This is a genomic window from Cellulomonas sp. URHD0024, assembly GCF_000426185.1.
Taxonomy (GTDB): Bacteria; Actinomycetota; Actinomycetes; order Actinomycetales; family Cellulomonadaceae; genus Cellulomonas.
The window spans coordinates 319,359-341,237 of sequence record NZ_AUEW01000004.1 but is presented as its reverse complement, the minus strand read 5'-3'; the positions used below and the strand labels follow the sequence as shown (position 1 = coordinate 341,237).

25 protein-coding genes are annotated in these 21,879 nt (G+C 71.8%); 16 read left to right on the top strand and 9 right to left on the bottom strand.

The genetic code is table 11. From position 1 onward, the window contains the following. Positions 1–66 precede the first annotated feature (66 nt). Positions 67–963 (top strand): pentapeptide repeat-containing protein, encoded by an 897-nt coding sequence (locus tag I847_RS0106735; protein ID WP_231384119.1) that lies wholly within the window; start codon positions 67–69, stop codon positions 961–963. Here I847_RS0106735 and I847_RS0106730 read toward each other — a convergent pair. Together I847_RS0106730 and I847_RS0106725 are read right to left on the bottom strand one after the other, a co-directional pair. Beyond that, positions 960–1,835 carry an LLM class F420-dependent oxidoreductase gene (locus tag I847_RS0106730; protein WP_028049092.1) on the bottom strand — a complete coding sequence of 292 codons (876 nt, stop codon included), beginning with the start codon at positions 1,833–1,835 and terminating at the stop codon, positions 960–962. The genes I847_RS0106735 and I847_RS0106730 overlap by 4 nt on opposite strands. An 82-nt stretch (positions 1,836–1,917) precedes the next feature. After that, positions 1,918–2,775 (bottom strand): UbiA family prenyltransferase, encoded by an 858-nt coding sequence (locus I847_RS0106725; RefSeq protein ID WP_028049091.1) that lies wholly within the window; start codon positions 2,773–2,775, stop codon positions 1,918–1,920. Positions 2,776–2,864: 89 nt separating this feature from the next. Between I847_RS0106725 and I847_RS22320 the strand changes: the two genes are divergently transcribed. Genes I847_RS22320 through I847_RS0106710 form a run of 3 tightly spaced genes read left to right on the top strand, consistent with a single transcriptional unit; the run spans position 2,865 to position 5,551 of the window. Next, positions 2,865–3,956, top strand: a complete 1,092-nt coding sequence (locus I847_RS22320) for a type III polyketide synthase (RefSeq protein WP_034609332.1) — start codon at positions 2,865–2,867, stop codon at positions 3,954–3,956. Further along, positions 3,953–4,474, top strand: coding sequence for an isoprenylcysteine carboxyl methyltransferase family protein (locus I847_RS0106715; protein ID WP_028049090.1), 522 nt, complete (start codon positions 3,953–3,955; stop codon positions 4,472–4,474). The genes I847_RS22320 and I847_RS0106715 overlap by 4 nt, the downstream gene beginning before the upstream one ends. A 30-nt stretch (positions 4,475–4,504) precedes the next feature. Beyond that, positions 4,505–5,551 (top strand): NAD(P)/FAD-dependent oxidoreductase, encoded by a 1,047-nt coding sequence (locus I847_RS0106710; protein ID WP_028049089.1) that lies wholly within the window; start codon positions 4,505–4,507, stop codon positions 5,549–5,551. A 37-nt stretch (positions 5,552–5,588) separates the two neighbouring features. On the opposite strand, the gene I847_RS0106705 is transcribed toward I847_RS0106710, so the two are convergent. Next, a complete protein-coding gene (locus I847_RS0106705; protein WP_034609330.1) occupies positions 5,589–6,314 on the bottom strand; it encodes an SDR family NAD(P)-dependent oxidoreductase in 726 nt (241 codons plus the stop codon). Positions 6,315–6,415: 101 nt separating this feature from the next. Here I847_RS0106705 and I847_RS0106700 point away from each other — a divergent pair, with 101 nt between their 5' ends. Then, on the top strand, positions 6,416–7,318 hold the full coding sequence (locus I847_RS0106700; RefSeq protein ID WP_028049087.1) for a helix-turn-helix transcriptional regulator: 903 nt from the start codon (positions 6,416–6,418) through the stop codon (positions 7,316–7,318). Here the strand turns inward: I847_RS0106700 and I847_RS0106695 are convergent. After that, positions 7,283–7,762 carry an NUDIX domain-containing protein gene (locus I847_RS0106695; RefSeq protein WP_028049086.1) on the bottom strand — a complete coding sequence of 160 codons (480 nt, stop codon included), beginning with the start codon at positions 7,760–7,762 and terminating at the stop codon, positions 7,283–7,285. The genes I847_RS0106700 and I847_RS0106695 overlap by 36 nt on opposite strands. Positions 7,763–7,958: 196 nt before the next feature. On the opposite strand from I847_RS0106695, the gene I847_RS0106690 reads away from it, so the two are divergent. The 4 genes from I847_RS0106690 to I847_RS22315 all read left to right on the top strand — a co-directional run bounded on the left by I847_RS0106690 (position 7,959) and on the right by I847_RS22315 (position 10,525). Further along, positions 7,959–8,411 carry an S-ribosylhomocysteine lyase gene (locus I847_RS0106690; protein ID WP_028049085.1) on the top strand — a complete coding sequence of 151 codons (453 nt, stop codon included), beginning with the start codon at positions 7,959–7,961 and terminating at the stop codon, positions 8,409–8,411. Beyond that, positions 8,408–9,127, top strand: coding sequence for a 5'-methylthioadenosine/S-adenosylhomocysteine nucleosidase (gene mtnN, locus I847_RS0106685; RefSeq protein ID WP_028049084.1), 720 nt, complete (start codon positions 8,408–8,410; stop codon positions 9,125–9,127). Before I847_RS0106690 ends, mtnN begins: the two co-directional genes overlap by 4 nt. Before the next feature lie 41 nt (positions 9,128–9,168). Beyond that, positions 9,169–9,570, top strand: a complete 402-nt coding sequence (locus tag I847_RS0106680; RefSeq protein ID WP_028049083.1) for a RidA family protein — start codon at positions 9,169–9,171, stop codon at positions 9,568–9,570. A 262-nt stretch (positions 9,571–9,832) separates the two neighbouring features. After that, a complete protein-coding gene (locus I847_RS22315; RefSeq protein ID WP_034609328.1) occupies positions 9,833–10,525 on the top strand; it encodes a Clp protease N-terminal domain-containing protein in 693 nt (230 codons plus the stop codon). Here the strand turns inward: I847_RS22315 and I847_RS0106665 are convergent, their stop codons facing one another. Further along, complete coding sequence (locus I847_RS0106665) at positions 10,526–10,852, bottom strand: cupin domain-containing protein (protein ID WP_028049081.1); 327 nt, start codon at positions 10,850–10,852, stop codon at positions 10,526–10,528. It lies immediately after the preceding gene. 94 nt (positions 10,853–10,946) lie between these two features. Between I847_RS0106665 and I847_RS22310 the strand changes: the two genes are divergently transcribed. Further along, positions 10,947–12,293 (top strand): NYN domain-containing protein, encoded by a 1,347-nt coding sequence (locus I847_RS22310; RefSeq protein WP_051274541.1) that lies wholly within the window; start codon positions 10,947–10,949, stop codon positions 12,291–12,293. Here I847_RS22310 and I847_RS0106655 read toward each other — a convergent pair. After that, positions 12,281–13,015 carry a GntR family transcriptional regulator gene (locus I847_RS0106655; protein ID WP_028049080.1) on the bottom strand — a complete coding sequence of 245 codons (735 nt, stop codon included), beginning with the start codon at positions 13,013–13,015 and terminating at the stop codon, positions 12,281–12,283. The two genes, I847_RS22310 and I847_RS0106655, sit on opposite strands and share 13 nt — an antisense overlap. Positions 13,016–13,187: 172 nt before the next feature. On the opposite strand from I847_RS0106655, the gene I847_RS0106650 reads away from it, so the two are divergent. From I847_RS0106650 to I847_RS0106630, 5 genes are all read left to right on the top strand, one after another. Then, positions 13,188–14,021 carry a class II fructose-bisphosphate aldolase gene (locus tag I847_RS0106650; RefSeq protein ID WP_231384118.1) on the top strand — a complete coding sequence of 278 codons (834 nt, stop codon included), beginning with the start codon at positions 13,188–13,190 and terminating at the stop codon, positions 14,019–14,021. Beyond that, the gene (locus I847_RS0106645) at positions 14,018–14,812 is read left to right on the top strand and encodes an HAD-IA family hydrolase (RefSeq protein WP_028049078.1); all 795 of its coding nucleotides are present in this window, start codon (positions 14,018–14,020) and stop codon (positions 14,810–14,812) included. Before I847_RS0106650 ends, I847_RS0106645 begins: the two co-directional genes overlap by 4 nt. Beyond that, positions 14,802–15,422, top strand: coding sequence for a dihydroxyacetone kinase subunit DhaL (gene dhaL, locus I847_RS0106640; RefSeq protein ID WP_028049077.1), 621 nt, complete (start codon positions 14,802–14,804; stop codon positions 15,420–15,422). Before I847_RS0106645 ends, dhaL begins: the two co-directional genes overlap by 11 nt. An 86-nt stretch (positions 15,423–15,508) precedes the next feature. Next, positions 15,509–16,504 carry a dihydroxyacetone kinase subunit DhaK gene (gene dhaK, locus I847_RS0106635; RefSeq protein ID WP_028049076.1) on the top strand — a complete coding sequence of 332 codons (996 nt, stop codon included), beginning with the start codon at positions 15,509–15,511 and terminating at the stop codon, positions 16,502–16,504. 242 nt (positions 16,505–16,746) lie between these two features. After that, complete coding sequence (locus tag I847_RS0106630; RefSeq protein ID WP_231384117.1) at positions 16,747–17,994, top strand: glycoside hydrolase family 6 protein; 1,248 nt, start codon at positions 16,747–16,749, stop codon at positions 17,992–17,994. 85 nt (positions 17,995–18,079) lie between these two features. Here the strand turns inward: I847_RS0106630 and I847_RS0106625 are convergent, their stop codons facing one another. From I847_RS0106625 to I847_RS0106615, 3 genes are all read right to left on the bottom strand, one after another. Continuing rightward, entirely contained in the window at positions 18,080–19,189 is a 1,110-nt protein-coding gene (locus I847_RS0106625; protein ID WP_196804498.1) for an NAD(P)/FAD-dependent oxidoreductase, read from the bottom strand. A 119-nt stretch (positions 19,190–19,308) separates the two neighbouring features. Beyond that, a complete protein-coding gene (gene rlmC, locus I847_RS0106620; protein ID WP_028049073.1) occupies positions 19,309–20,418 on the bottom strand; it encodes a 23S rRNA (uracil(747)-C(5))-methyltransferase RlmC in 1,110 nt (369 codons plus the stop codon). 10 nt (positions 20,419–20,428) lie between these two features. Further along, entirely contained in the window at positions 20,429–20,938 is a 510-nt protein-coding gene (locus I847_RS0106615) for a DUF664 domain-containing protein (protein WP_028049072.1), read from the bottom strand. 180 nt (positions 20,939–21,118) lie between these two features. Between I847_RS0106615 and I847_RS0106610 the strand changes: the two genes are divergently transcribed. After that, positions 21,119–21,871, top strand: a complete 753-nt coding sequence (locus I847_RS0106610; protein ID WP_028049071.1) for a DUF6345 domain-containing protein — start codon at positions 21,119–21,121, stop codon at positions 21,869–21,871. Positions 21,872–21,879: the final 8 nt, after the last annotated feature.

The window sequence follows — 21,879 nt, the reverse complement described above, 5'->3', positions numbered from 1 at the left end:
CGGTGCCACCGACTCGAGCGAGGAGACACTGGCTCACCCCGTACCGGGTGGCGCAGACTGCACAGGGTGACCACGGACCGCAGCGACGCCGACGATCGGGTCCCCGTGGAGCGCGACCTCGTGCAGCGCAACGTCGTGCAGAGCGACCGCGAACCCCTCGACCCCGTGCAGCGCGACGTCATGGGTCTCGATCTGCGCTCGGACTGCTCCCGGTGCGTCGGCCTGTGCTGCGTGGCCCTAGGGTTCACGCGCTCGTCGGCGTTCGCCTTCGACAAGCGCCCGGGCACGCCGTGCCAGAACCTCAGCGGCGACCACCGCTGCCGCATCCACACCGAGCTGCGGGAACGCGGGATGACCGGGTGCACGGTCTACGAGTGCTTCGGCGGAGGCCAGAAGGTCAGCCAGCTGCTCTACGCAGGCCGCAGCTGGCGCGACGACCCGGCGACGGCGAGCGCGATGTTCGCGGACTTCCATGCCGTGCAGAACCTCCACGAGCTGCTCTGGTACCTGACCGAGGTCCTGACCATCGAGGCAGCCGAGCCGATCCACGGTGACGTCACCGTGCTCGTCGACGAGCTGACAGGTGCGACCGGCGACCTCGACGCGCTGCACTCGGTCGACCCGCTCGCGATGCCGGACGTCGTCGGACCGCTGCTGGAGAAGGCCGTGGCCCTGGCGCGGCCGACGGGACCGGACCATCGTCGTGCCGACCTGGCCGGACGGCGCCTCACCGACCTGCGCGCCGCGGACCTGCGGAGCGCGAGCCTCATGGGCGCCGACCTGCGCGGCGCGGACCTGCGCGAGGCCGACCTTCTGGGTGCGGACCTGCGGGGCGCGGACCTGCGGGCGGCGGACCTGTCGACCGCCTTCTTCGTCACCCCGAGCCAGGTCGCCCCGGCCCGCGGCGACGCGACGACCCGGCTGCCCGGACGTCTCGGCGCCGCGCCCTCCCACTGGGTCTAGCCGAGCTCGGCCAGTGGGCCCACCGCCGGCGCGACGTGGTCGCGGACCCAGGCCGACAGGCTCGTGGCCGGCGGGCGCAGGATCACGGTCTCGACGCCGAGATCTCGGTACGGCGTGATCTCCTCGACGAAGGCGTCGACGTCACCGTTCAACAGGTCCGCACCGCCGTGCAGCATGGTGACGCGGATGTCGCCGGGGTCGCGACCGACGTCGGCGCAGTGCCCCCGCAGCACCTCCAGCTTGTGCGCGATCAGCTCCGGCGTGGTCGCGAACAGGTTGCAGGCGTCGCCGTACTGAGCCACGAGACGCAAGGTCTTCTTCTCTCCGCCGCCGCCGACCATGATCTCCGGCGCGTGCAGGGGCTGCGGCGAGCAGAGGGTCTCGGCCAGCTGGTAGTGGGTGCCCTCGTACGGCCCGTCGTTCGAGGGGTCGAACATCTGGCGGCAGATCTGCAGCGCCTCCTCGAGCCGCTCGAACCGCTCACCCAGCGGCGGGTACGGGACCCCGAACGCCTGGTGCTCCTCCTCGTACCAGGCGGCGCCGATCCCGAGGGTGGCTCGCCCGCCGCTGAGCACGTCCAGCGTGGCGACGATCTTGGCCAGGAGGCCCGGGTGCCGGTACGTCACCCCGGTGACCAGAACGCCGAGCTGAACGCTCGAGGTGACGCCGGCCAGGTAGCCGAGGGTCGTGTACGCCTCGAGCATCGGGTCCTCGCGCGGGAAGCCCGCCGCGATCATCTGGAAGTAGTGGTCCATGACCGAGACCCACGCGACCCCGGCGTCCTCGGCCGCCACGACCGTCTGGGCGAGCTCCTGGCGCAGGTCGGAGGCAGGCACCGAGTCGAACCGCATGAGATGGATTCCGACGCGCACAGCAGACTCCTTCGACGAGAGGACAGGACACCCAGCAGCGTGCCCCTTCGAGCGCACTCGAAGTCAAACGCTCGCCGACGCCTCAGCGCGGCACCACCCAGTCCGAGAGGACGAGCAGGACGACGTCGACGCCGGCCACCGCGATCGCCGCGGAGAACGGCAGTCGGCTACGGCCCCCGTTGAGCGCGATCGTCGTGCCCAGGATCGTCAGCCCCAGCGCGACGACGAGCGCCGCGGCCGCGCCGATCGACGGCACCCCCGGCGGCGCCAGGACCACGAGGACCGTCGCCGCGACGAGGGCGAGCGCGGAGCCGATGCTCGTCGCGGTGCCCCCGATGCGGTGCGGCAGCCCCCGCACGCCCGTGCTCCGATCGTCCTGCAGGTCGGGGACGACGTTGGCCCCGTGCGCACCGAGACCCAGCAGCGCACCGCCGAGCACCGCCCACCACGCCGCGACGGGGTATCCCGGCAGGGCCAGGGCGACCGCCATCGGCAGGAAGCCGAACGAGAACGCGTACGGCGCCCACGACCAGACGGTGCTCTTGAGCCGGACGTTGTACGACCACGCCGACGCGACGGTCGCCAGGTGCACGAGCCCGGCCCGCCACCCCAGCGCCAGCGAGAAGGCGACACAGGCCGCCAGCGCGACGAGGGCTGCCCGGCGGACCGACGAGGCGGTCAGGCGGCCGTCGCCGACGGGCTTGTCGGTGCGACCGACGGCGGCGTCCCGAGCCGCGTCGATCCAGTCGTTCGACCACCCGACCGACAGCTGCCCGGTGAGGATCGCCGCCCCGACCAGGGCGGTCGTCGTGGCCGGAGCCTCGGCGCCGACCGCCATCGCCACCGCGAACAGAGTGACCGCCAGCGTCGGACCCGGGTGGCAGGCCAGCGCGAAGTCGCGCGCACGACCCGTGCCGGCCCGTCGCAGTTCGTCGACCATCGCGCTCCTTCGCTCCACCCGCGCCATCGTCGCAGGTCCGAACCAGCCCGCGCCCTGTGCCGGGACCGTCCCCGTGGCACGATGCGCGAATGGTGCGAATCGCCTCGGTCGCCGCCGTCCTGCCCGAGCACGTCCATGCCCAGGGACACATCGCCGACGTGCTCGCCCCGCTGCTGACCGACGACGAACGGCTCTGGCCGACGATTCGTCGCGTCCATGCGGCCGAGGGCATCGAGACGCGGCACCACGCGCTCGCGCTCGAGGAGTACGCCTCGTTGACCACGTTCGGCGCGACGAACGACGCCTTCCTGCGGGTCGGCACCGACCTCGCGGCGACGGCAGCCCGGCGCGCACTCGCCGACGCCGGCCTCACCGCGACCGACGTGGACTACGTGTTCTTCACGTCCGTCACCGGCATCGGTGCACCGTCGATCGACGTGCTGCTCGCGGACCGGCTCGGCATGCGTCCCGACGTCAAGCACGTCCCCGTGTTCGGCCTGGGCTGCGTGGGCGGGGCGGCCGGGATCGCACGGGTACGCGACTACCTGCAGGGGCACCCGCACGACGTCGCGCTGCTCGTCTCCGTCGAGCTCTGCTCCCTCACCCTGCAGCACGATGACGTCTCGATGGCCAACATCGTCTCGAGCGGGCTGTTCGGTGACGGCGCCTCCGCGGCCGTGATGGTGGGTTCCGGCCGGCCCGAGGAGGGCGTGGAGGTCGTCGACACGCGCAGTGCGCTCTATCCCGACACGCTCGACCAGCTGGGCTGGGACATCGGCGGCAGCGGGTTCCGGATCGTCCTGTCGCCGAGCATGTCCGACATCGTCGAGGAGCATCTGGGCGCGGACGTCGTGGACCTGCTCGCCGCGCATCAGCTGAAGGTCAGCGATGTCGGCACGTGGGTCGCGCACACCGGGGGCCCCCGCATCCTCGAGTCCGCTGCACGGGCCCTCGGGCTTCCCGACGAGGCGCTGGCAGCGAGCTGGGCATCGCTCGCGCGGGCCGGGAACCTCTCGTCGTCCGGCGTCCTGCACGTGCTGGCCGACGAGCTGGACGCGGGCGGTCAGCTGCCGGGGTCCTTCGGCGTCGTGTTCGCGTTCGGCCCCGGAGTCTGCGCGGAGCTGGTGCTGCTGCGCTGGCCGGAGAGCCGCCCGCAGAGCCGCCAGGAGGAGGTCCGATGACCTGGTACGTCGTCCTGGTGCTCGCGGTCGGCATCGAGCGCCTCGCGGAGCTCGTCGTCGCCCAGCGGCACGCCACCTGGGCGTTCGCGCACGGTGGCATCGAGAGCGGCCGGCGCCACTACCCGCCCATGGTCGCGCTGCACACCGGGCTGCTCGTCGCGTGCCTGGTCGAAGCCGAGGTGGCCGACCGACCCTTCCTCCCGCTGCTCGGCTGGACCGCGTTCGCTCTGGTCCTGGCGTCTCAGGGTCTGCGCTGGTGGTGCATCGCGACGCTCGGAAACCTCTGGAACACGCGCATCATCGTGGTGCCGGGCGTCGCACTCGTGCGCCGCGGACCGTACCGCCGGCTGCAGCACCCCAACTACATCGCCGTCGCGGTGGAGGGTGCCGCGCTCCCCCTGGTGCACACAGCCTGGGTCACCGCGCTGTGCTTCACCGTGCTCAACGCGATCCTCCTGCTGCGTTTCCGCATCCCGGCCGAGGAGCGCGCCCTTCGATCGGTGGCTGCGCCCGTATGACAGGCCGCCCGGTATGACGGGGCGCCCCGCATGACGGGCGCGACACCCGACGTCGACGTCCTGGTCGCCGGGGGCGGCCCCGTCGGGCTCGCCGTGGCGATCGAGGCGCGTCTGGCCGGGCTGCGGGCGGTGGTCGTCGAGCCGCGTTCGACCCCGATCGACAAGGCCTGCGGCGAGGGCCTCATGCCCGGCGCGGTCGCGGCGCTCGCTCGTCTGGGGGTCCACCCAACCGGACACCTGCTGACGGGGATCCGGTACGTCTCCGGCGACCGGGTCGCCGACCACCTGTTCACCGGCGCGACCGGGCTCGGGGTTCGGCGCACGGCACTGCACCTCGCGCTCGCCATGCGCGCGCAGGAGCTGGGCGTCGAGGTCCGGTCCGGCAAGGTCGACACCATCGCGCAGGACGCGCAGTCCGTGACGGCCGCCGGCGTCCGAGCGAACTGGCTCATGGCATGCGACGGCCTGCACTCGTCGGTCCGCCGCCAGACCGGGCTGGACCGGCCCGCGCGGAACGTGCATCGACGCTTCGGCATCCGGCGGCACTACCGGGTCCCGCCGTGGAGCGACCTGGTCGAGGTGCACTGGGGACGGCACGTCGAGGCGTACGTGACCCCCGTGGCGGACGACGTCGTCGGCGTCGCGATGCTGGGTCCGCCGAACTACGACTACGACCGCAGTCTCGCCGGTTTCCCCGCCCTGGGCCGGCACCTCGGCGCGGCGCCGACCCTCGGTCCGCCGCGCGGCGCCGGTCCGCTGCTGCAGCGCACCCGCGCGCGGACGGCCGGCCGGGTCCGGCTCGTCGGCGACGCCTCCGGCTACGTGGACGCACTGACCGGCGAAGGCGTCCGCGTCGGGCTGGCGCAGGCCGCCGCGGCCGTGCGCACCCTCGGGCCGGACGTCGAGCGGTCGTCGGCGGCGTACGAGAAGGCATGGACCGCCGCCACGCGCGACTACCGGCTGATCACGAGCGGGCTGGTCATGGCCGCCGGTTCGCCGTTGCGGCGCAGCATCGTGCCGATCGCCACCGCGGCGCCCGGTCTCTACGGCGGGATCGTCGAGCGGCTCGCGCGGTAGCAGTCGTCGTGCCTCGGCGGTGTTCCGGCTGTCGAGGTCACCACGGCACGACGCCGGTCGCGTCCGTGAACGTTCCGGTTGGTGCGCCGGGCTCCAGCGTGGCCGCCCGGACCGTCGACTCGGCCCCCTGCTCCACCGTCTGCGTGCCGCGGAAGCCGTTGAACTCGGTCGACGTGTAGCCCGGGTCGACCGCGCTGACCTGGTAGCCGGTGAGCGACTTGGCGTACTGCGTCGCGATCATGTTGAGCGCGGCCTTGGAGGACGTGTAGGTGAGCGCGTGCAGCGTGGACTCGAAGCGGTCCGGGTCCGAGGTGATGCCGAACGAACCCATGCCGCTGGAGACCATGACGATCCGGGGCTGCGACGAGCGGTCGAGCAGCGGCAGGAACGCGTGCGTGGTGCGCACGGGGCCGAGCACGTTCACGCCGTAGACCGGCAGGAAGTGCGCCGCCACCGTCACGCGCGGCGACACGAAGCCGCCGGGCACGCCGGCGTTGTTGACGAGTACGTCGAGGCGGCCGCACGCCCGCTCGATGGTGTCCGCTGCCGCGGTGACCGAGGCGTCGTCGAGGACGTCGAGCCCCACGACCCGGACGTCCCCCGGGATGTCGGCCGCGACGGCCGCTCCCTGTTCTGCGTCCCGGGCGCCGAGCCAGACGGTCCACCCCAGAGCGGCGAGCCGACGGACCGTCTCACGGCCGATGCCCCGGGTGGCGCCCGTGACGAGGGCGATGGTGGTGGAGGTTGTCGTTGCTGTTGTCATGCCTCCACGGTGCGTCCGGGGCGGGACCCGTCGCCAGGACGAGCGGAGCCTAGGACCGGCGCTCCTACGCTCTGCCGCCGCAGACACGGCATCCTGGACCGATGGACCGCCCTGAGCTGGCGCGCGTACTCGTCCAGGCCCGGACCGCGCTGACCCCGCAGGACGTCGGGCTGCCTGCGGGCAGCCGTCGCCGTGTGCCGGGTCTCCGTCGGGAGGAGGTCGCGCAGCTGGCGGGCGTGAGCGTCGACTACGTGGTCCGCCTCGAGCAGGGGCGCGGTCCCCAGCCGTCCACGCAGGTGCTCGCGGCCCTGGCGCGGGCGCTGCGGCTGGACGACGACGCCCGCGACGAGCTCTTCCACCTGGCGGGTAGCGCTCCTCCACGGCCCGGTCGGGTGGACGAGCACGTCCGCCCCAGCGTGCAGCGGCTCCTCGACCGGCTGTCCGATCTCCCGACGATGGTGCTCAGCGCTCGCGGCGACATCCTGGCGTGGAACGCGATGGCGTCGGCGCTGCTGGGCGACTGGTCGGTGGTCCCGCGTCGGCAGCGGAACATCATCTGGCAGCGGTTCCTCGGCAGCCCCGATCCGCGGCGGAGCCGGGTGGCGATGTCCGACGAGGAGCGCGCGGAGACCGCCGCGCAGTCCGTGGCCAGCCTGCGCACGACCGCGGCCCGCTACCCGGACGACCCGAGCGTGCGTGAGCTCGTCGCCGAGCTCCGGCGCGGGAGCCCGACGTTCGACGAGCTCTGGCGCACTGGCGGCCCGGGCGCGTGGCAGATGAGCCGCAAGACCATCGAGCACCCGAGCCTCGGGCCGATCACGCTCGACTGCGACGCCCTGCACGTCGTCGACAGCGACCAGAAGGTGATCGTCTACTCAGCGGAAACCGGGTCCCCGGCGGCCGAGGCGCTCGCCCTGCTGCGCGTCCTGGGGACGCAGTGGATGTCGTCGGAGGACCCGGCAGCACAGTCAGAACTCGAAGTCGGCCGGCCCGTCAGGCCGTAGCGCACGCTCGATCCGGGACCGCATCTCCGACGACATCGGCGGCAACCCGTCCAACGGGAAGAACGCCGCCTCGGTGTTCTCCTCGTCGCCGGGTGTCGGCTCCCCCGAGACCCAGCGGAACCGGAACGTGTGGTCGAGGTACTGCGCCTCGTCGCCGTTCGCGTACCGCATCGGCGCGAGCGTGTTCACCCAGGCCAGCCGCTCCGGCACCGCCACGACCGATGCCTCCTCGAGCACCTCTCGGGCCGCCGCGACGGCGGGCTGCTCACCCGGGTCGATGATGCCCGTGACCGGCGTCCAGGCACCCGTGTCCGAGCGCCGCACCAGCAGCACCTGCTCGACGGCCCCCACCTCGCGCAGGACGACGGCGGTGACGCCCGAGAGCCACAGCGGGCGATGACCGACCGCGGCGCGCAGGTCGACGACGAAGGACGGGATGGCCATGCGCCCGATCCTAGGCAGGCGCAGGTTCCGTCCCCCCGCTCGTCGACGGACGACATCCCCCGCGAGCGGCCAGGGCGCCGCAAAGGGACGGAGATCACTCGGACGACCCCTCGGTACAGGGCACCGAGGCTGACGAGAGGGGGACAATGGACGTTCCGCCGAGCACCGAAGGACGTCAGCCGTGAACCAGCCCCGCATGAACGTCGAGTCGTTCAACCTCGACCACCGCACCGTCGTCGCGCCGTACGTCCGGCTCGCCGACACCAAGCGACTGCCCGCCGGCGACGAGCTGAGCAAGTACGACATCCGGTTCACGCAGCCGAACGTCGCCCACCTCGAGATGGCGACCGTGCACTCGCTCGAGCACCTGTTCGCGGAGCACTCGCGCAACCACTCCGAGCGTGTCGTCGACTTCTCCCCGATGGGCTGCCAGACGGGTTTCTACCTGATCCTGCAGGGCGTCTGGACGTACGACGAGGTGCTCGACCTGGTGCAGTCCACGCTGGAGGACATCCTGACGGCCACCGAGGTTCCGGCCGCCAACGAGATCCAGTGCGGGTGGGGCGCCAACCACACCCTGGAGGGCGCCCAGGAGGCCGCGCGGACCTTCTTGAGCGCCCGCGCGGACTGGAGCACGGTGACCGCGTGATCGCCGTCGACGCGGTCGTCGTGACCGCGATGGCCGACGAGTCGGCACCGTTCATGGAACGGGCCGACGTCGTGGGCGACCCGACGCAGATGGGTCACGCCGTGCACCGGTTGCTGACCGTCGGTGCACGGCAGGTCCTCCTGGTGCAGTGCGGTATCGGCCTGGTCAACTCGGCCACCGCCGGCGCGGTCGCCATCCAGGGCACGCACCCGCGCGCGGTCATCAGCGCGGGAACTGCAGGCGGCGTCGGGCTCGACGTGCGGGTGGGTGACGTCGTCGTCGGCTCCGAGTACGTCTACTCGGGCGCGGACGCCCGCGCCTTCGGGTACGAGCTGGGCCAGGTGCCCGGCATGCCGGAGGTGTACGAGGCCGAGCAGGTCCTCCACGAGGCCGCGATCGGCGCCGACGTGGACCTGCGCGTGCTCACCGGAACGGTGCTGTCCGGCGACGCCTTCGTCGACGCCACCCGGGTCGAGCGGATCCGCGCCGCGTTCCCGACAGCCGTCGCCATCGACATGGAATCCGCAGCGCTGGCCCACACGGCACACCTGTACGGCGTGCCCTTCCTGTCCGTGCGCGGCATCTCCGACCTCTGCGGCCCGGTGGCCGGCGCGGACTTCCTCACGCACGTGGACGACGCCGCGGACCGGTCCGCCGCCGTGGTCCTCGAGGTCCTGCGGCGGCTGGCCGTGGGCGACATGGCCCACGCGCGCTGAGCTCGGAGCCGGCTGTCAGTGGTCGGTGGGACGGTTGCGGCATGGAGATCACCTATCCGCAGCCGGCCGGCCTCGTGGTGAGTCCGGCATTCAGCCATGTCGCCGTCGTGCCTGCGGGCGCGACGACCATCTACGTCGGCGGCCAGAACGGCGTCGACGGCTCGGGCGCCGTCGTCTCGGCTGACGTCGCCGAGCAGTCCGTCCGTGCGGTCGAGAACGTGAGCACGGCCCTCGAGGCCGCCGGCGCCACGCTTGCCGACGTCGTGCAGTGGACCGTGCTCATCGCCGCGGACGCGGACCTCGGCGCGGCCTACGGGTCGATCGCGCCGCGCCTCGCACGGGCCGGCGCTCCGCCGCTGGTCACGGCGGCGCGTGTCGCCGGACTGGCCGTTCCCGGTGCGCTCATCGAGGTCGCCGCGACCGCCGCCGTCGTGCCGGTCTGAGGTCCCGTCCCGTGCGCGAGTCGATCCGTTTCCGTCTCCGCGACCACGAGCGCGCGTCGGAGCCGACGGCCGACAGCGACGACCCGCTCGTCGGTGGGGGTCTCGGCAAGCGAGAGTCCGATCCAGATCCTGAGGACGAGTTCTCGGTCGTCGGCGGCCCAGCATGGCCGTACGGCCCGGGACCGGGCCACCGACACCCCGTCGACACCCTTTCGTCAACCTCGGGTTGACGTTCTCCGATGCGTCAACCTACGGTTGACGCATGCCTACGACGCGCCTCCCGAAGACCGTCCGCCTCGACGACCTGATCGATGCCATCACCGCCCACGAGGACGACGTCCTCTCGCGACTGTGCACAGCGGTGCAGACCGCCCAGCACCTCGACGGCATCGCCGACCACCTGATCGGGCACTTCGTCGACCAAGCTCGTCGGTCCGGCGCCTCCTGGACCGAGATCGGCGCCAGCATGGGCGTCACCAAGCAGGCGGCCCAGAAGCGCTTCGTCGCCAAGGAGCCCGACCTCGACGCACAGCAGGGGTTCGCGCGGTTCACCGCCGCCGCAGCCAACGTCGTCGTCGCGGCACAGGAGGAGGCGCGGGCCGCCGGCAACGACCACACGACCGCGGCGCACCTCGTGCTCGGTCTGCTGGCCGAGCCGACGGAACTCGGCCCCCGGGCACTGCTGGCCGCGGGTGCGGGTGCGACGCCCGACGCCGTCCGCGCCGCGGTCGTCCTGCCGCCCTCGGTGGCCGACGTCCCGCCGCTGATCCCCTACGACGCGACCGCGAAGAAGGTCCTCGAGCTGACGTTCCGTGAGGCGATCCGGCTCGGCGCCGAGCACGTGGGAACCGAGCACGTGCTGCTCGCACTGCTCGAGGTCGAGAACGGCAACGGCCCTCTCTCGTCGCTGGGGGTCACCAAGGACGCGGTCGACGGGTTCGTCGCCGGCAGCTGATCAGCCTCCGGAGGACGCCGTGTTCGTGTGCTCTGCCGGCGCGAACACCACGATGACGTGCAGCTCCTCGACGACGTCCACGAACCGGTGCTCCTCGAGCGCAGGCACGAACGCGATCGAGCCAGGGCCGACCTCGACCGTCCGGTCGGGCGTCCACAGCTTCGCCCTGCCCTGGGTCACCACGTAGATCTCGTCCTCGGTGTGCGGATGCTGACCATCGGCGGCCCCGACCGCGAGCACGGCTGTGCCGACGCTCATCGAGGGGACTCGCAGGTGCTCGGTGTACGACACGTTTGCGTCGGAGCCGGTCGCGACAACGAGGTGCATGTGCCCATGCTCGTGGACGTCGTCCCGTGCCGCGAGGTGTCCGGTCGAGCGTCGCGGACGACGACGGAGGCCTCGACCGAGGATGATGCTCCGGGTGAGCACATCGAGCGTGACCTCCGCGAACCGCCCCGAGACCGGTCGCAGGTTCCGAACCGCCCTGTTCGTCGACTTCGACAACGTCTACATCGGCCTGCAGCGGCTGGACCCCGTGGCTGCCGAGGCCTTCGCGACCGATCCCGCTCACTGGCTGAGCGAGCTGGAGAGCGGGACGGACTCGGAGGGTGACTTCTCGCGGCGGTTCCTGATCCGCGCGTGCTACCTGAACCCGTCGAAGTTCGCGACCTTCCGGCCCAACTTCACGCGAGCCGGCTTCCAGGTGGTCGACTGCCCGTCGCTGACGCAGCAGGGCAAGAGCAGCGCCGACATCAACCTCGTCCTCGACGCCGTGGACGCCCTCGCGGCTCCCACGCACTACGAGGAGTTCGTCATCGTGTCGGCCGACGCCGACTTCACTCCCCTGGCGCTGCGCTGCAGGGCAGCGGACCGCCGGGTCACGATCATGACCGCGAGCCCGGCTGCGGCGGCGTACCGCGCGGTCGCCGACCACGTGATCACCGCGGACGACCTCGCCGAGCTGGTCACGAGCACCGCGTCCACCCTGAACGTCGAGGCGCCGCGGACGCCCGTGGTGGCACCGACCACCCGAGGGCGTTCCAGGCAGGCAGGCAAGGTCGAGCAGCCCGAGAAGCTCGACGAGCCGCCCGCGGCGACCGCGGTCGTCGACGCGAGCGAGGCCGCGCACAAGGCGATCCTGCAGCGCGTCCGCACGGCGGACCGGCCGGTCACGCTCGGCGCGGTCGCCGGCGCCGCGCAGAAGGCCGACCCGAGGTTGACCGGATCGAGCTGGGGGGGCGCCGGCGGGTTCCTGCAGTGGCTCGCACGCAACGTTCCCGAGGTCGCCTCGTCGCCGCGCCCACCGGGCTACGTCTGGGACCCGAAGCGGTTCGGCGAGGCCGACCTTCCGGGCGCCGTCGCCGAGCCCGACACCGATCCGAGCGCGCTGCAGCGCCAGGTCACCGCCGTCACCGACACTCCCGGCCTGAGCCGGTCGAACTACCGGGTGCTCCTCACGGCACTCGCCGCCGATCTGGCGTCGCACCCGTTCGACCGGGCGGAGACCTCTCGGCGCGTGCGCAACGCCTGCCAGGAGGCCGGCGCCGCCGTGGGCCGCTCGACCGTCAACTTCGTCATCTCGGGCGCCCTGTACGGCGGTCAGCAGCTCACGTCGAAGACCACGGCACAAGACCTCGCGGCCGCATGGGCCGACAACGTGGTGGGCCTGTGCCGGGGCGCTCGCATGGAGCTGAGCAACGGCGACGTCGCCGCGATCCGGGAGTGGGTGGGCGGCGGCCTGCTCAAGGAGGCGCCTCAGCGGTCGTAGTCGAAGCGCAGGCGCAGCCGGTCGCCGCGGAACACGATCGAGCTGTACTCGAACGGGCGGTTGAGGGCGTCGAAGATCACGTCCTGCAGCTGCAGGGCCGGCTCGCCGCGACGCATGCCCAGGTGGCGGGCCTCGGAGGTGCTCACGGCGACCGCCTCGAGGTCCTCGCGCACGTGCTTCATGGGCAACCCGTAGTGCTCCTCGAGCACGACGCACAGCTGGTTCGCGACGACGTCGTGATCCGCGAGCCCGGGCGCCAGCCGGGCAGGGACGTAGGAGCGGTGCAGGCTGATCGGCTCCCCCTGCACGGATCGGACGCGGACGACGAGGTACGTCTGGTCGTCGGCGGCCAGCGACAGTCGCTCGCGGACGCCCGACGACGGCGTCTCGAGGGTGAGCGAGATGAGCTGCGTCGACGTCTCGTAGCCCTGGGACTCGAGCTGCTCGCGCACACCGCGATACGCCGGCGAGACCGCGCTGATCTTGGGTGTCGCCACGTAGGTGCCCTTGCCCGGCACCCGCACGAGCAGCCCGTCGCCGACGAGCTTGGTGAGCACCCCGCGCACCGTCATCCGGCTCAGGCCGAACATCTTGTTGAGCTCGTTCTCGGACGGGATCCGCTGCCCGGGCGCCCACTGCCCGCCGACGATCCGCCCGTGCAGGATCTGCTCGAGCTGGGCGTAGAGCGGGGTTGCGGAGTCGCGCTCCAGGACGTCGGTCATGGATCACAGACTTTCACGGATGCCACTCGACTGGTCGCGCATGAGTAGACCTGTCTAGACTGCCGAATCGGACATATCGATCCGAGGGTCTCGGTCGGACGTTCTCGATCCGGGGCCGAGGCCGAGGGCCGGAGGCCGGAGAGCCGGGCACATGATCGCGTCGACGCTGACGATGACACAGGACGCCCGAGCGCGCGGCTACGCGGTCCCCGCGGTCAACATCCTCGACGACCTCAGCCTGCGCGCCGTGATCGCCGCAGCCTCCCGGGCGCGGTCCCCGTTGATCGTGCAGGTGTCCGTGAAGACCGTCCGCTCGATCGGCACGGACCTCATGACGACGATGTTCCGCTCCGCCGCCGGCACGGCCGACATCCCGGTCGCGCTGCACCTCGACCACTGCCCCGATCGCGCGGTGATCAGCGACGTCGTGCGGGCCGGCTGGTCGTCGGTGCTGTTCGACGCGTCCGACCGGTCGCTCGCCGACGCCGAGCGGGAGACCGCCGAGGTCGTCGCCGAGGCGCACGCGAACGGCGTCGACGTGGAGTCCGAGATCGAGAACATCGTGGGGGTCGAGGACGGGGTCGGCTCCGACGTGGCCCTGCACGCCTACGACGTCGAGACGCTGGCGGCCGTCGCGGAACGGACGGGCGTCGACCTGCTCGCCCCCCAGCTCGGCACGGCGCACGGCGAGTACAAGGCCAAGCCGGTCCTGCGGCCGGACCGCGTCCGCGAGCTCGCCCAGCGAACCGACCGCCCGATCGTGCTGCACGGCGGGACCGGGTTGTCGCGGGAGGACTTCCGGGCGTTCATCGAGGCCGGCGTGTCCAAGATCAACATCTCGACCGCGGTGAAGGTCGCCTACATGCGCTCCGCCGAGACGCACCTCGCGGGCGCCCGCGAGCGCGGCAGGTGGGACCCCCCGAGCATGTTCCGGGACATCTCGGCCGCCGTGACCAGCGCGGTCGCGGAGTGCATCGACGAGTTCGGCTCGGCGGGGCGCACATGACGCGCGCCCTGATCTTCGACTGCGACGGCGTGCTCGCCGACACGGAGCGCGACGGGCACCTGCCCGCGTTCAACCGGACGTTCGCGGACGCCGGCGTCCCGATCCACTGGTCGCAGGAGGAGTACGGGCACCTGCTCGCGATCGGTGGCGGCAAGGAGCGGCTGGCGTCGGTGTTCACGCCGGTCTTCGTCGAGACCGCGGGTCTGCCCGCCGACCCGGACGAGCAGAGGACCCTCATCGCCGCCTGGCACAAGACCAAGACCGCCCACTACACCGAGATGGTGGCGGCGGGGCTCCTGCCCGCTCGCCCGGGGATCGCCCGGATCGTCGAGGAGGCGGCTGCGCATGGCTGGCGGCTGGCGGTCGCATCGACGTCTGCGGAGGCGTCGGTGCACGCCGTGCTCGAGCACGCGGTCGGAGCGGACCGCGCCCGCGACTTCGCCGTCCTCGCCGGGGACGTCGTGCCCGCCAAGAAGCCCGCTCCGGACATCTACCTGCTCACGCTGGAGCGGCTCGGGATCGGCCCGGACGAGGCGCTGGTGATCGAGGACAGCGCCAACGGTCTGCGTGCGGCGCTCGGGGCCGGTCTGCGCACGGTCGTCACGGTGAGCAGCTACACCGCCGAGGAGGACTTCACGGGGGCGTCGCTCGTCGTCACGACCCTCGGTGACCTGCCGGACCATCCGGCGGAGGTGCTCGCCGACCCGCACCACACGAACCCCGCCGGCGAGGTCGACCTCACCCATCTCGAGCACCTCCTGAACGAGAGCGAGCAGTCCCGTGTCCCCTGACGTCCCCCGCGTCGAGTCCGTCGTCCGCACCATCGCCGACACCTGCATCGAGAACGAGAAGTACTTCGGGGACCTGGACTCCGTCGTGGGCGACGGTGACTTCGGGTTCTCGCTGGCCCGCGGGTTCGAGAACGTGGTCGCGCAGTGGGACACGTTCGACCGGTCCGACGTCGGCACCTTCCTGCAGAAGATCGCGATCGTGATGACCGGGCGGATCGGCGGCACCTCGGGGCCGATCTGGGGTACCGCGTTCCTGCGCGCGGCCGCCGTGGTGAAGGGCAAGCCGGACGCGACGGGCGAGGACGTCGTCGCGATGCTGCGCGCCGCGATCGAGGGCATCAAGGCCCGCGGGGGCGCGGACCTGGGCGAGAAGACCCTGCTGGACGCGCTCGCACCGATGACGGACACGATCGAGGCGAACCTCGGCGCCGAGCCGAAGGACGTCGCGAAGCGGGCTGCCGAGTCCGCTCGGGCGGCCGCGGAGGCGACGAAGTCCATGCAGGCCCGCCGGGGCCGCGCGTCCTACACCGGTGAACGCAGCATCGGCTCGGTCGACCCGGGTGCGATCGCGGTGGCCGTGCTCGCCGAGAGGGTCGCCGAGACCTGGTGACCTCGGCGCGACGCAGACGTCCGCGCCCCGGGGGCGACGCGGCGACAGGAGACAGACCGACACGACGATGTGTGGAGGCACTTGTGATGAAGAAGTTCGTGAACGACCCCAAGAACTTCGTCCCGGAGATGCTCAAGGGGATCGCGCTGGCCAACCCGGACACGCTCCGCTACGTGCCCGAGTACAACCTCATCATGCGGGCCGACGCCCCGAACCACGCCAAGGTCTCGATCGTCCAGGGCTCCGGCTCGGGGCACGAGCCCGCGCACGTGATGGTGGTGGGCAAGGGCATGCTCGACGGCGCCTGTCCTGGTGACGTGTTCGCCGCGCCACCGATGGAGTACGTCCTGGAGACCGCGAAGCTCCTCGCGTCCGACAAAGGCGTCCTGCTGCTCGTCAACAACTACACCGGCGACAAGATGGCGTTCGAGATGGCCGCCGAGCTCGCCGAGGCCGAGGGTCTGAACGTGCGGACGCTGTTCATCAACGACGACGTCGCCGTGAAGGACTCGACCTGGACCGTGGGGCGTCGCGGCGTTGCGGGCAACTTCTTCGTCATGAAGGCCGTCGGTGCGGCCTCCGAGGCGGGCGCCGACCTGGACGAGCTCGTGCGCATCGGGGAGAAGGTCAACTCGGTCACACGCACCATGGGCATCGCCCTGACCCCGTGCACGCCGCCGGCCAAGGGCTCCCCGCTCTTCGAGCTCGCCGACGACGAGATGGAGGTCGGCGTCGGCATCCACGGCGAGCCCGGACGGCGACGCGCCACGCTGGTGAGTGCCGACGAGATCGTCGACGAGCTGCTGGGCGCGGTGGTGCCGGACCTGCCGTACGCGAGCGGCGACGAGGTCGCGCTCATGATCAACGGCCTGGGTGGCACGCCGATCAGCGAGCTGTACCTGCTCTACGGCGCTGCGCACGAGAAGCTCGCCGCCCAGGGCATCACGGTCGGACGCAGCTACGTCGGCGAGTACTGCACCTCGCTCGACATGGCCGGCGCGTCGCTCACGCTGGTGAAGCTCGACGACGAGATCACGCAGCTGCTGCTCGCACCCGCGGAGATCGCCAACCGAGTGTTCTGAGATCGCCCAGAGGTGTCCTGAGAGTGCCGGCCGAGTGTGCTGGGATCGCCCGGGCGCCACGGCCGCGCTCTTTTCCTTACCGGTACACCTTGCGCAGACGTGTCCGATTCGTCATGATCTGGGGACGGCTGTGGGAGCGCTCCCCTGCCAACCGCGAGAACTGTCATCCGACAACGACGTAGGAGACTTCCGTGACCCATCCCCTGGTTCGAACGCGCTCGAGAGCGCTGGCGGCTAGCGCCGTGGTAGCGCTCTCACTCGGCCTGGCGCTCGGCACAGCCGCCCCCGCCAGTGCCCACGACGGCCACCAGCCCCCGGCGACGCGTCTGTTCACTCCGCCGCCGGACAAGGGCGCGGTCAAGCAGATCACCCAGCTGGCCAAGGCCCACCAGTGGTCCGACGCCCTCGCCCTGGCCACGATGGCCGCGACGCCCCAGGCGGTCTGGTTCACCGAGGGCACGCCGGCCGAGGTGAAGAGGTCCGTGCAGAAGACGATGCGCCAGGCGAGGCTCACGCACACGATCCCGGTGCTCGTCGCGTACAACCTGCCGTTCCGCGACTGCTCCCAGTACTCCGCCGGCGGCGCCGCCGACACAGCGAGCTATCTGGCGTGGATCGACGGGTTCGCGGCCGGGATCGGATCCAGCAAGGCGATCGTGCTGGTCGAGCCCGACGGCCTGGGCATCATCCCCTGGTACGTCCCGATCACGGACCCGAAGCACCTGCCCGAGTGGTGCCAGCCGGCGTCGCTCGACCCGGCCACCGCCGCGGCCGACCGGTTCACGCAGCTCAACGGCGCGGTCGACCGGCTCACGGCGCTGCCCGACACGAAGGTCTACCTCGACGGGACCCACAGCGGCTGGCTGGGCTCGGGCGACATCGCCGACCGGCTGCACAAGGCCGGCGTCGAGAAGACGGACGGCTTCTTCCTCAACGTGTCCAACTACGAGACGAGCGAGCGGCAGGCGAAGTACGCGTCGTGGATCTCGCAGTGCCTCTGGTACGGGACCAACCCGGCGGAGGGTGGCTGGCGCCTCGGACACTTCGACTACTGCGGGAGCCAGTACTACCCGGCGACGGCGAGTGACTTCAGCACATGGGGCCTGACCGACCAGTGGTACCTCGACAACGTGACCAACGCGGCGAACCCGCCCAGCGGACCCGAGGTGCTGAAGCACGCCGTGGTGGACACGAGCCGCAACGGTCAGGGCCCGTGGACCGCCCCGGCAGGGAGCCCGTCGGGTGACCCGCAGGTCTGGTGCAACCCGCCGGGTCGCGGGCTGGGCCTGAAGCCGACGTTGAACACCGGCAACCCGTACGTGGACGCCTACCTCTGGGTCAAGATCCCGGGCGAGTCCGACGGCCAGTGCACCCGGTGGGCGCCCGACGGCGGCATCGACCCGGTCCGTGGCTACGCGGACCCGGCCGCCGGCGACTGGTTCCCGCAGATGGCTCTCGAGCTCGTGCACAACGCGAACCCGAGCCTGTAGAGGACCGGCTGACCGGGGCGGCACATCCCGCCGCCCCGGTCAGCCGTGGGCCGGGTCTCCGCGCCGAGCACGCGGCTGGGGTCGACTACGCGCCTTCCCGACGGCGCGCCACGGCGCGGGCGATCTTGCGGGCGTCCAGACGAAGCTCGCGGAACATGCCGCTGATCGGGTTGGTGAACCCCGTGAAGTAGAGGCCGGGAACGGAGCGCTCGGGCACTCCGCGCTCGTCCAGCACGCCCAGGTCCCCGACCAGCGGTTCGAGGCCGCGCCGGTACCCGGTGGCCAGCAGGACGACGTCCGGGGTCACCCGGGCCCCGTCGGCAAGCACGACGTCCGAGCCGTCGAACGACGTCACGGCCGCGACCGGCTCGACGAGTCCGGCCTTCACCGCCGCGATCAGCCCGACGTCCTGCAACGGCACCGAGCCCTCGCTCACGCGCGAGAGGAGCCCCGTGGTCGGCCGGGGCAGCCCGTACGACGAGAGGTCGGGCACCTCGACGCGCGCGATCAGGGAGGCGACGAGGTCGATCACCCGCACGGGCATGTGGCGCACGAGGATGCCGGTCCCCTGCGCCGGCCAGCCGAAGTTGGAGCGACGGACGATGTGCGGCGCAGTCCGCACGGCGAGCCGGACCCGCGAGGCGCCGCCCTCGGTCAGGTCGACCGCGATCTCGGCGCCGGTGTTCCCGACGCCGACCACGAGCACGTCGCGGCCGACGTACGGCCCGGCGTTCCGGTAGGTCGACGCGTGCACGACCTCGCCCTCGAACACGCCGGGCCAGGCAGGTGGGACCGGGGTGTGGTTGTAACCGGTCGCGACGACCACCTCCGGCGCGCTCATGACGCCCGCACTCGTGTCGAGGAGCCACCGGCCGTCGTCGTCCTGCGAGATCCGGGTGACCTCCACGCCCGTCCGCACCCGCAGGTGGTGATGCTGCGCGTACTCCTCCAGGTACGTGACCACGTCGTCGCGAGCCACCCACCTGCCGTACCGGCGCGGGATCGGCATGCCACCGAGCCGCGAGAGGTGACGCGTGGTGTGCAGGTGCAGCCGGTCGTAGTGCCGCCGCCACGACGCGGCGACCGCGTCGGACCTCTCGAGGACGAGCGCCGGGATGCCACGGCGGTGCAGCGCAGCCGCGGCGGCCAGACCGGCGGGACCGCCGCCGACGACGAGAACAGGGTCGATTGCCATGCGCATTGATAACGCACCGGGACCTGAGTCGCGCGGTGCGCCGCGCGATCGACCGTCCAGACCGGGTGCCGCCTCGGCGAGACGGGCACGACTCCCGAGATCCTGGTGGTGACGCCGCGTCAGGCCCGTTCCAGCAGGGTCAGCACCTCGTAGTGCGTGGTCTGCGGGAACATGTCGAGCAGCTGCGCGCGGGCCGGCCGCAGCGACGGCATCGCGGCCAGGTCGCGGGCCAGCGACTCGGCGTTGCAGCTGGAGTAGACGACGTGGCTCGCCGACGACGCCTCCAGGTACCTCGCCAGCTCCGCACCGATGCCGCGCCGAGGCGGGTTCACGATGACGAGCTCCGGAGCGTCGTGCGCGAGGGCGAACGCGGTCGCGTCGGCCGCCTCGAAGCGGACTCCGTCCATGCCGTGCGCAGACAGGCAGGCGCTCGCGACCGCCTCGACGCTCGTCTCGATACCGACGACGTCGCGGTGCTCGTCGGCGACGTGCAGCGCGAACCCGCCGACCCCGCAGTACAGGTCCCACACGCTGCCCGGGTCGACGTCCTCGACCCACTGCGTCGCCTGCCGGTACAGCGCCGCGGCGACCAGGGTGTTCGTCTGGAAGAAGCTCTGCGGCCGCAGGTGCAGGTCGATGTCGTTCACGCGCATCCGCAGCGTCTCCTGGGTGGTCAGCAGGATCTCCCGCTCCCCCTCGAGCACGGCCTTGTGGTCGGGCAGCAGGTTCACCGACACGACCCGCAGGGACGGCAGCGCATCGAGCAGCGCGGGCAGGTGCTTGCGGATCCGTGTCACGGGCTCCTGCGACCGTACGACGAACCGCACCATCAGCTCGCCGTCCGGCGACTGGGTCACCAGCAGGTTCTTCAGCTCGCCGCTGCGGGCTGCCAGGTCGTAGGGCGTGATGTTCGCGTGCGCGACGAAGGCCGCGAGAACAGGGAACGCCGCCTGCAGGCTCGGCCCGTACAGCCCGCACTCGCGCAGGTCGACGCCGTGACCGGCCGCGTCGAGGATGCCCAACGTCGGCTTTGCAGCGGTCCCCGTGACCACCATCTTCGCCTTGTTGCGGTAGCCGGACTCCTCGCTGGCGAACGGCGGCAACCACTGCGGGCCGGTGGGAAGCAGCGTCTCGACGTGCGCCTGCTTGGCGGCCAGCTGGTCGGCGTAGGGCCGGCCCATCCACGTGCACGAGCGGCAGACCTCGGCATCGAAGTAGGCGCAGCGCATGCGGTCGAGCCTACGTCGCGCGCTGCAGCAGCCCTCGCACGAAGGACGCCTGACCGGCGTGCTGGAGGCTGTCGCCGATGATGCTCACGAGCCGGACGCCGAGCGTCACCGGCGGGTCCCACCCAGCGTCGACCACGCGGTCGAGGTCCGCCTCGGTGAGCCCGGCCAAGAACTCGTGGGTGGCCTCCGCGACCGCGTCGTAGTAGCCGAGCAGCTGCTCCGCGGTCGCCTCCACCTCGCCGACCTCGGTGCTGCTCTGGCCGTAGCCCGTCGCGTCGTCGTCGAACGGCAGCGCGAACCGTCCCGACCAGTCCTGCGCGGTCCACACCTGCGGCGTCCCGGCCACGTCGGCGACCTGGGAGTCCTCGCCGCGGGCCGCGTGCCACGCCAGCCACGCGATCGTGTTCGCCTCGGGGTCCGCCCGCCAGGTCAGCTGGACCGCGTCCAGCCCGCCCACGGCCCGGTGCAGCACCCCGCCCACACGGCCGTGCGACTCGATCAGCAGCTCGGTCACGTCCATGGCACCACTCCCCCTCCGGCGCGGCCGCTCCGTCCGACCGCCGTTCCGACGCTAAGGGAACCGCGGCGTCGTCGCCCGCTGTGGGGCGAAATCGACCCCGCCCGGTATCTGCCCATTCGCGCCGGGGCTCCTCTCAGTGCACGTGCGCAGAGGCACGGGCACACCGACAGAGGGGGATCCATGAGAGCGACCTTTGGCGTCGAGGCCATCCGGCACTTCGGCAACGCCCGAGCGAACGGCGTCTCGACAGCGCCCGACCTGACGTACACCTTCAACCGCAGCAACGGCTTCGACCAGCAGCTGCGCAACGCGGGGCACACCCGCTCCTTCTACTGGGCCGAGCGCGACGTCTGGGAGAACGACCTCCAGGACAACGACTTCGGCGGCAGCGACCAGACGTGGGCCGACTCCGTCGACCTGTTCTGGATCGAGACCCACGGCAACCACGAGTCGGACGGCCGCGCGCGGCTGCTCTACGACACCCCGCAGGACCAGTGGCGGACGTGGTCGGACACCTGGCAGCTCGGCGAGGACTGGAACGCCGAGTGGATCATGGCGTACGCCTGCGAGACCGCTCCGCTCGGCACCCTCACGGGGCTCTGGAACATCTTCGACCGGCTCCACCTGTTCTGCGGCTCCTGGGAGAACATGTGGGACGCCTGGACCACGGACGAGTGCGGCGAGGACGTCGCCTCCGACCTGACCGACGGCGACACCGTCAGCGACGCGTGGATCGACGGCGTCTCCGACTGGGCCACCGACAACCACCCGATGGTCGTCGGACCCGCGACGAGCCAGACCTGGAACGGCGGCAACGTCGTCTGGGCGCTGAGCCCGCACAACCGCGACCACCTGCACGGCGAAGGCACCGTGTCGCCCGATCTCCCGCCGTCGCAGCAGGGCTGCCTGCTGTGGCGCTGGGCCGAGGGCTGAGAGGACGA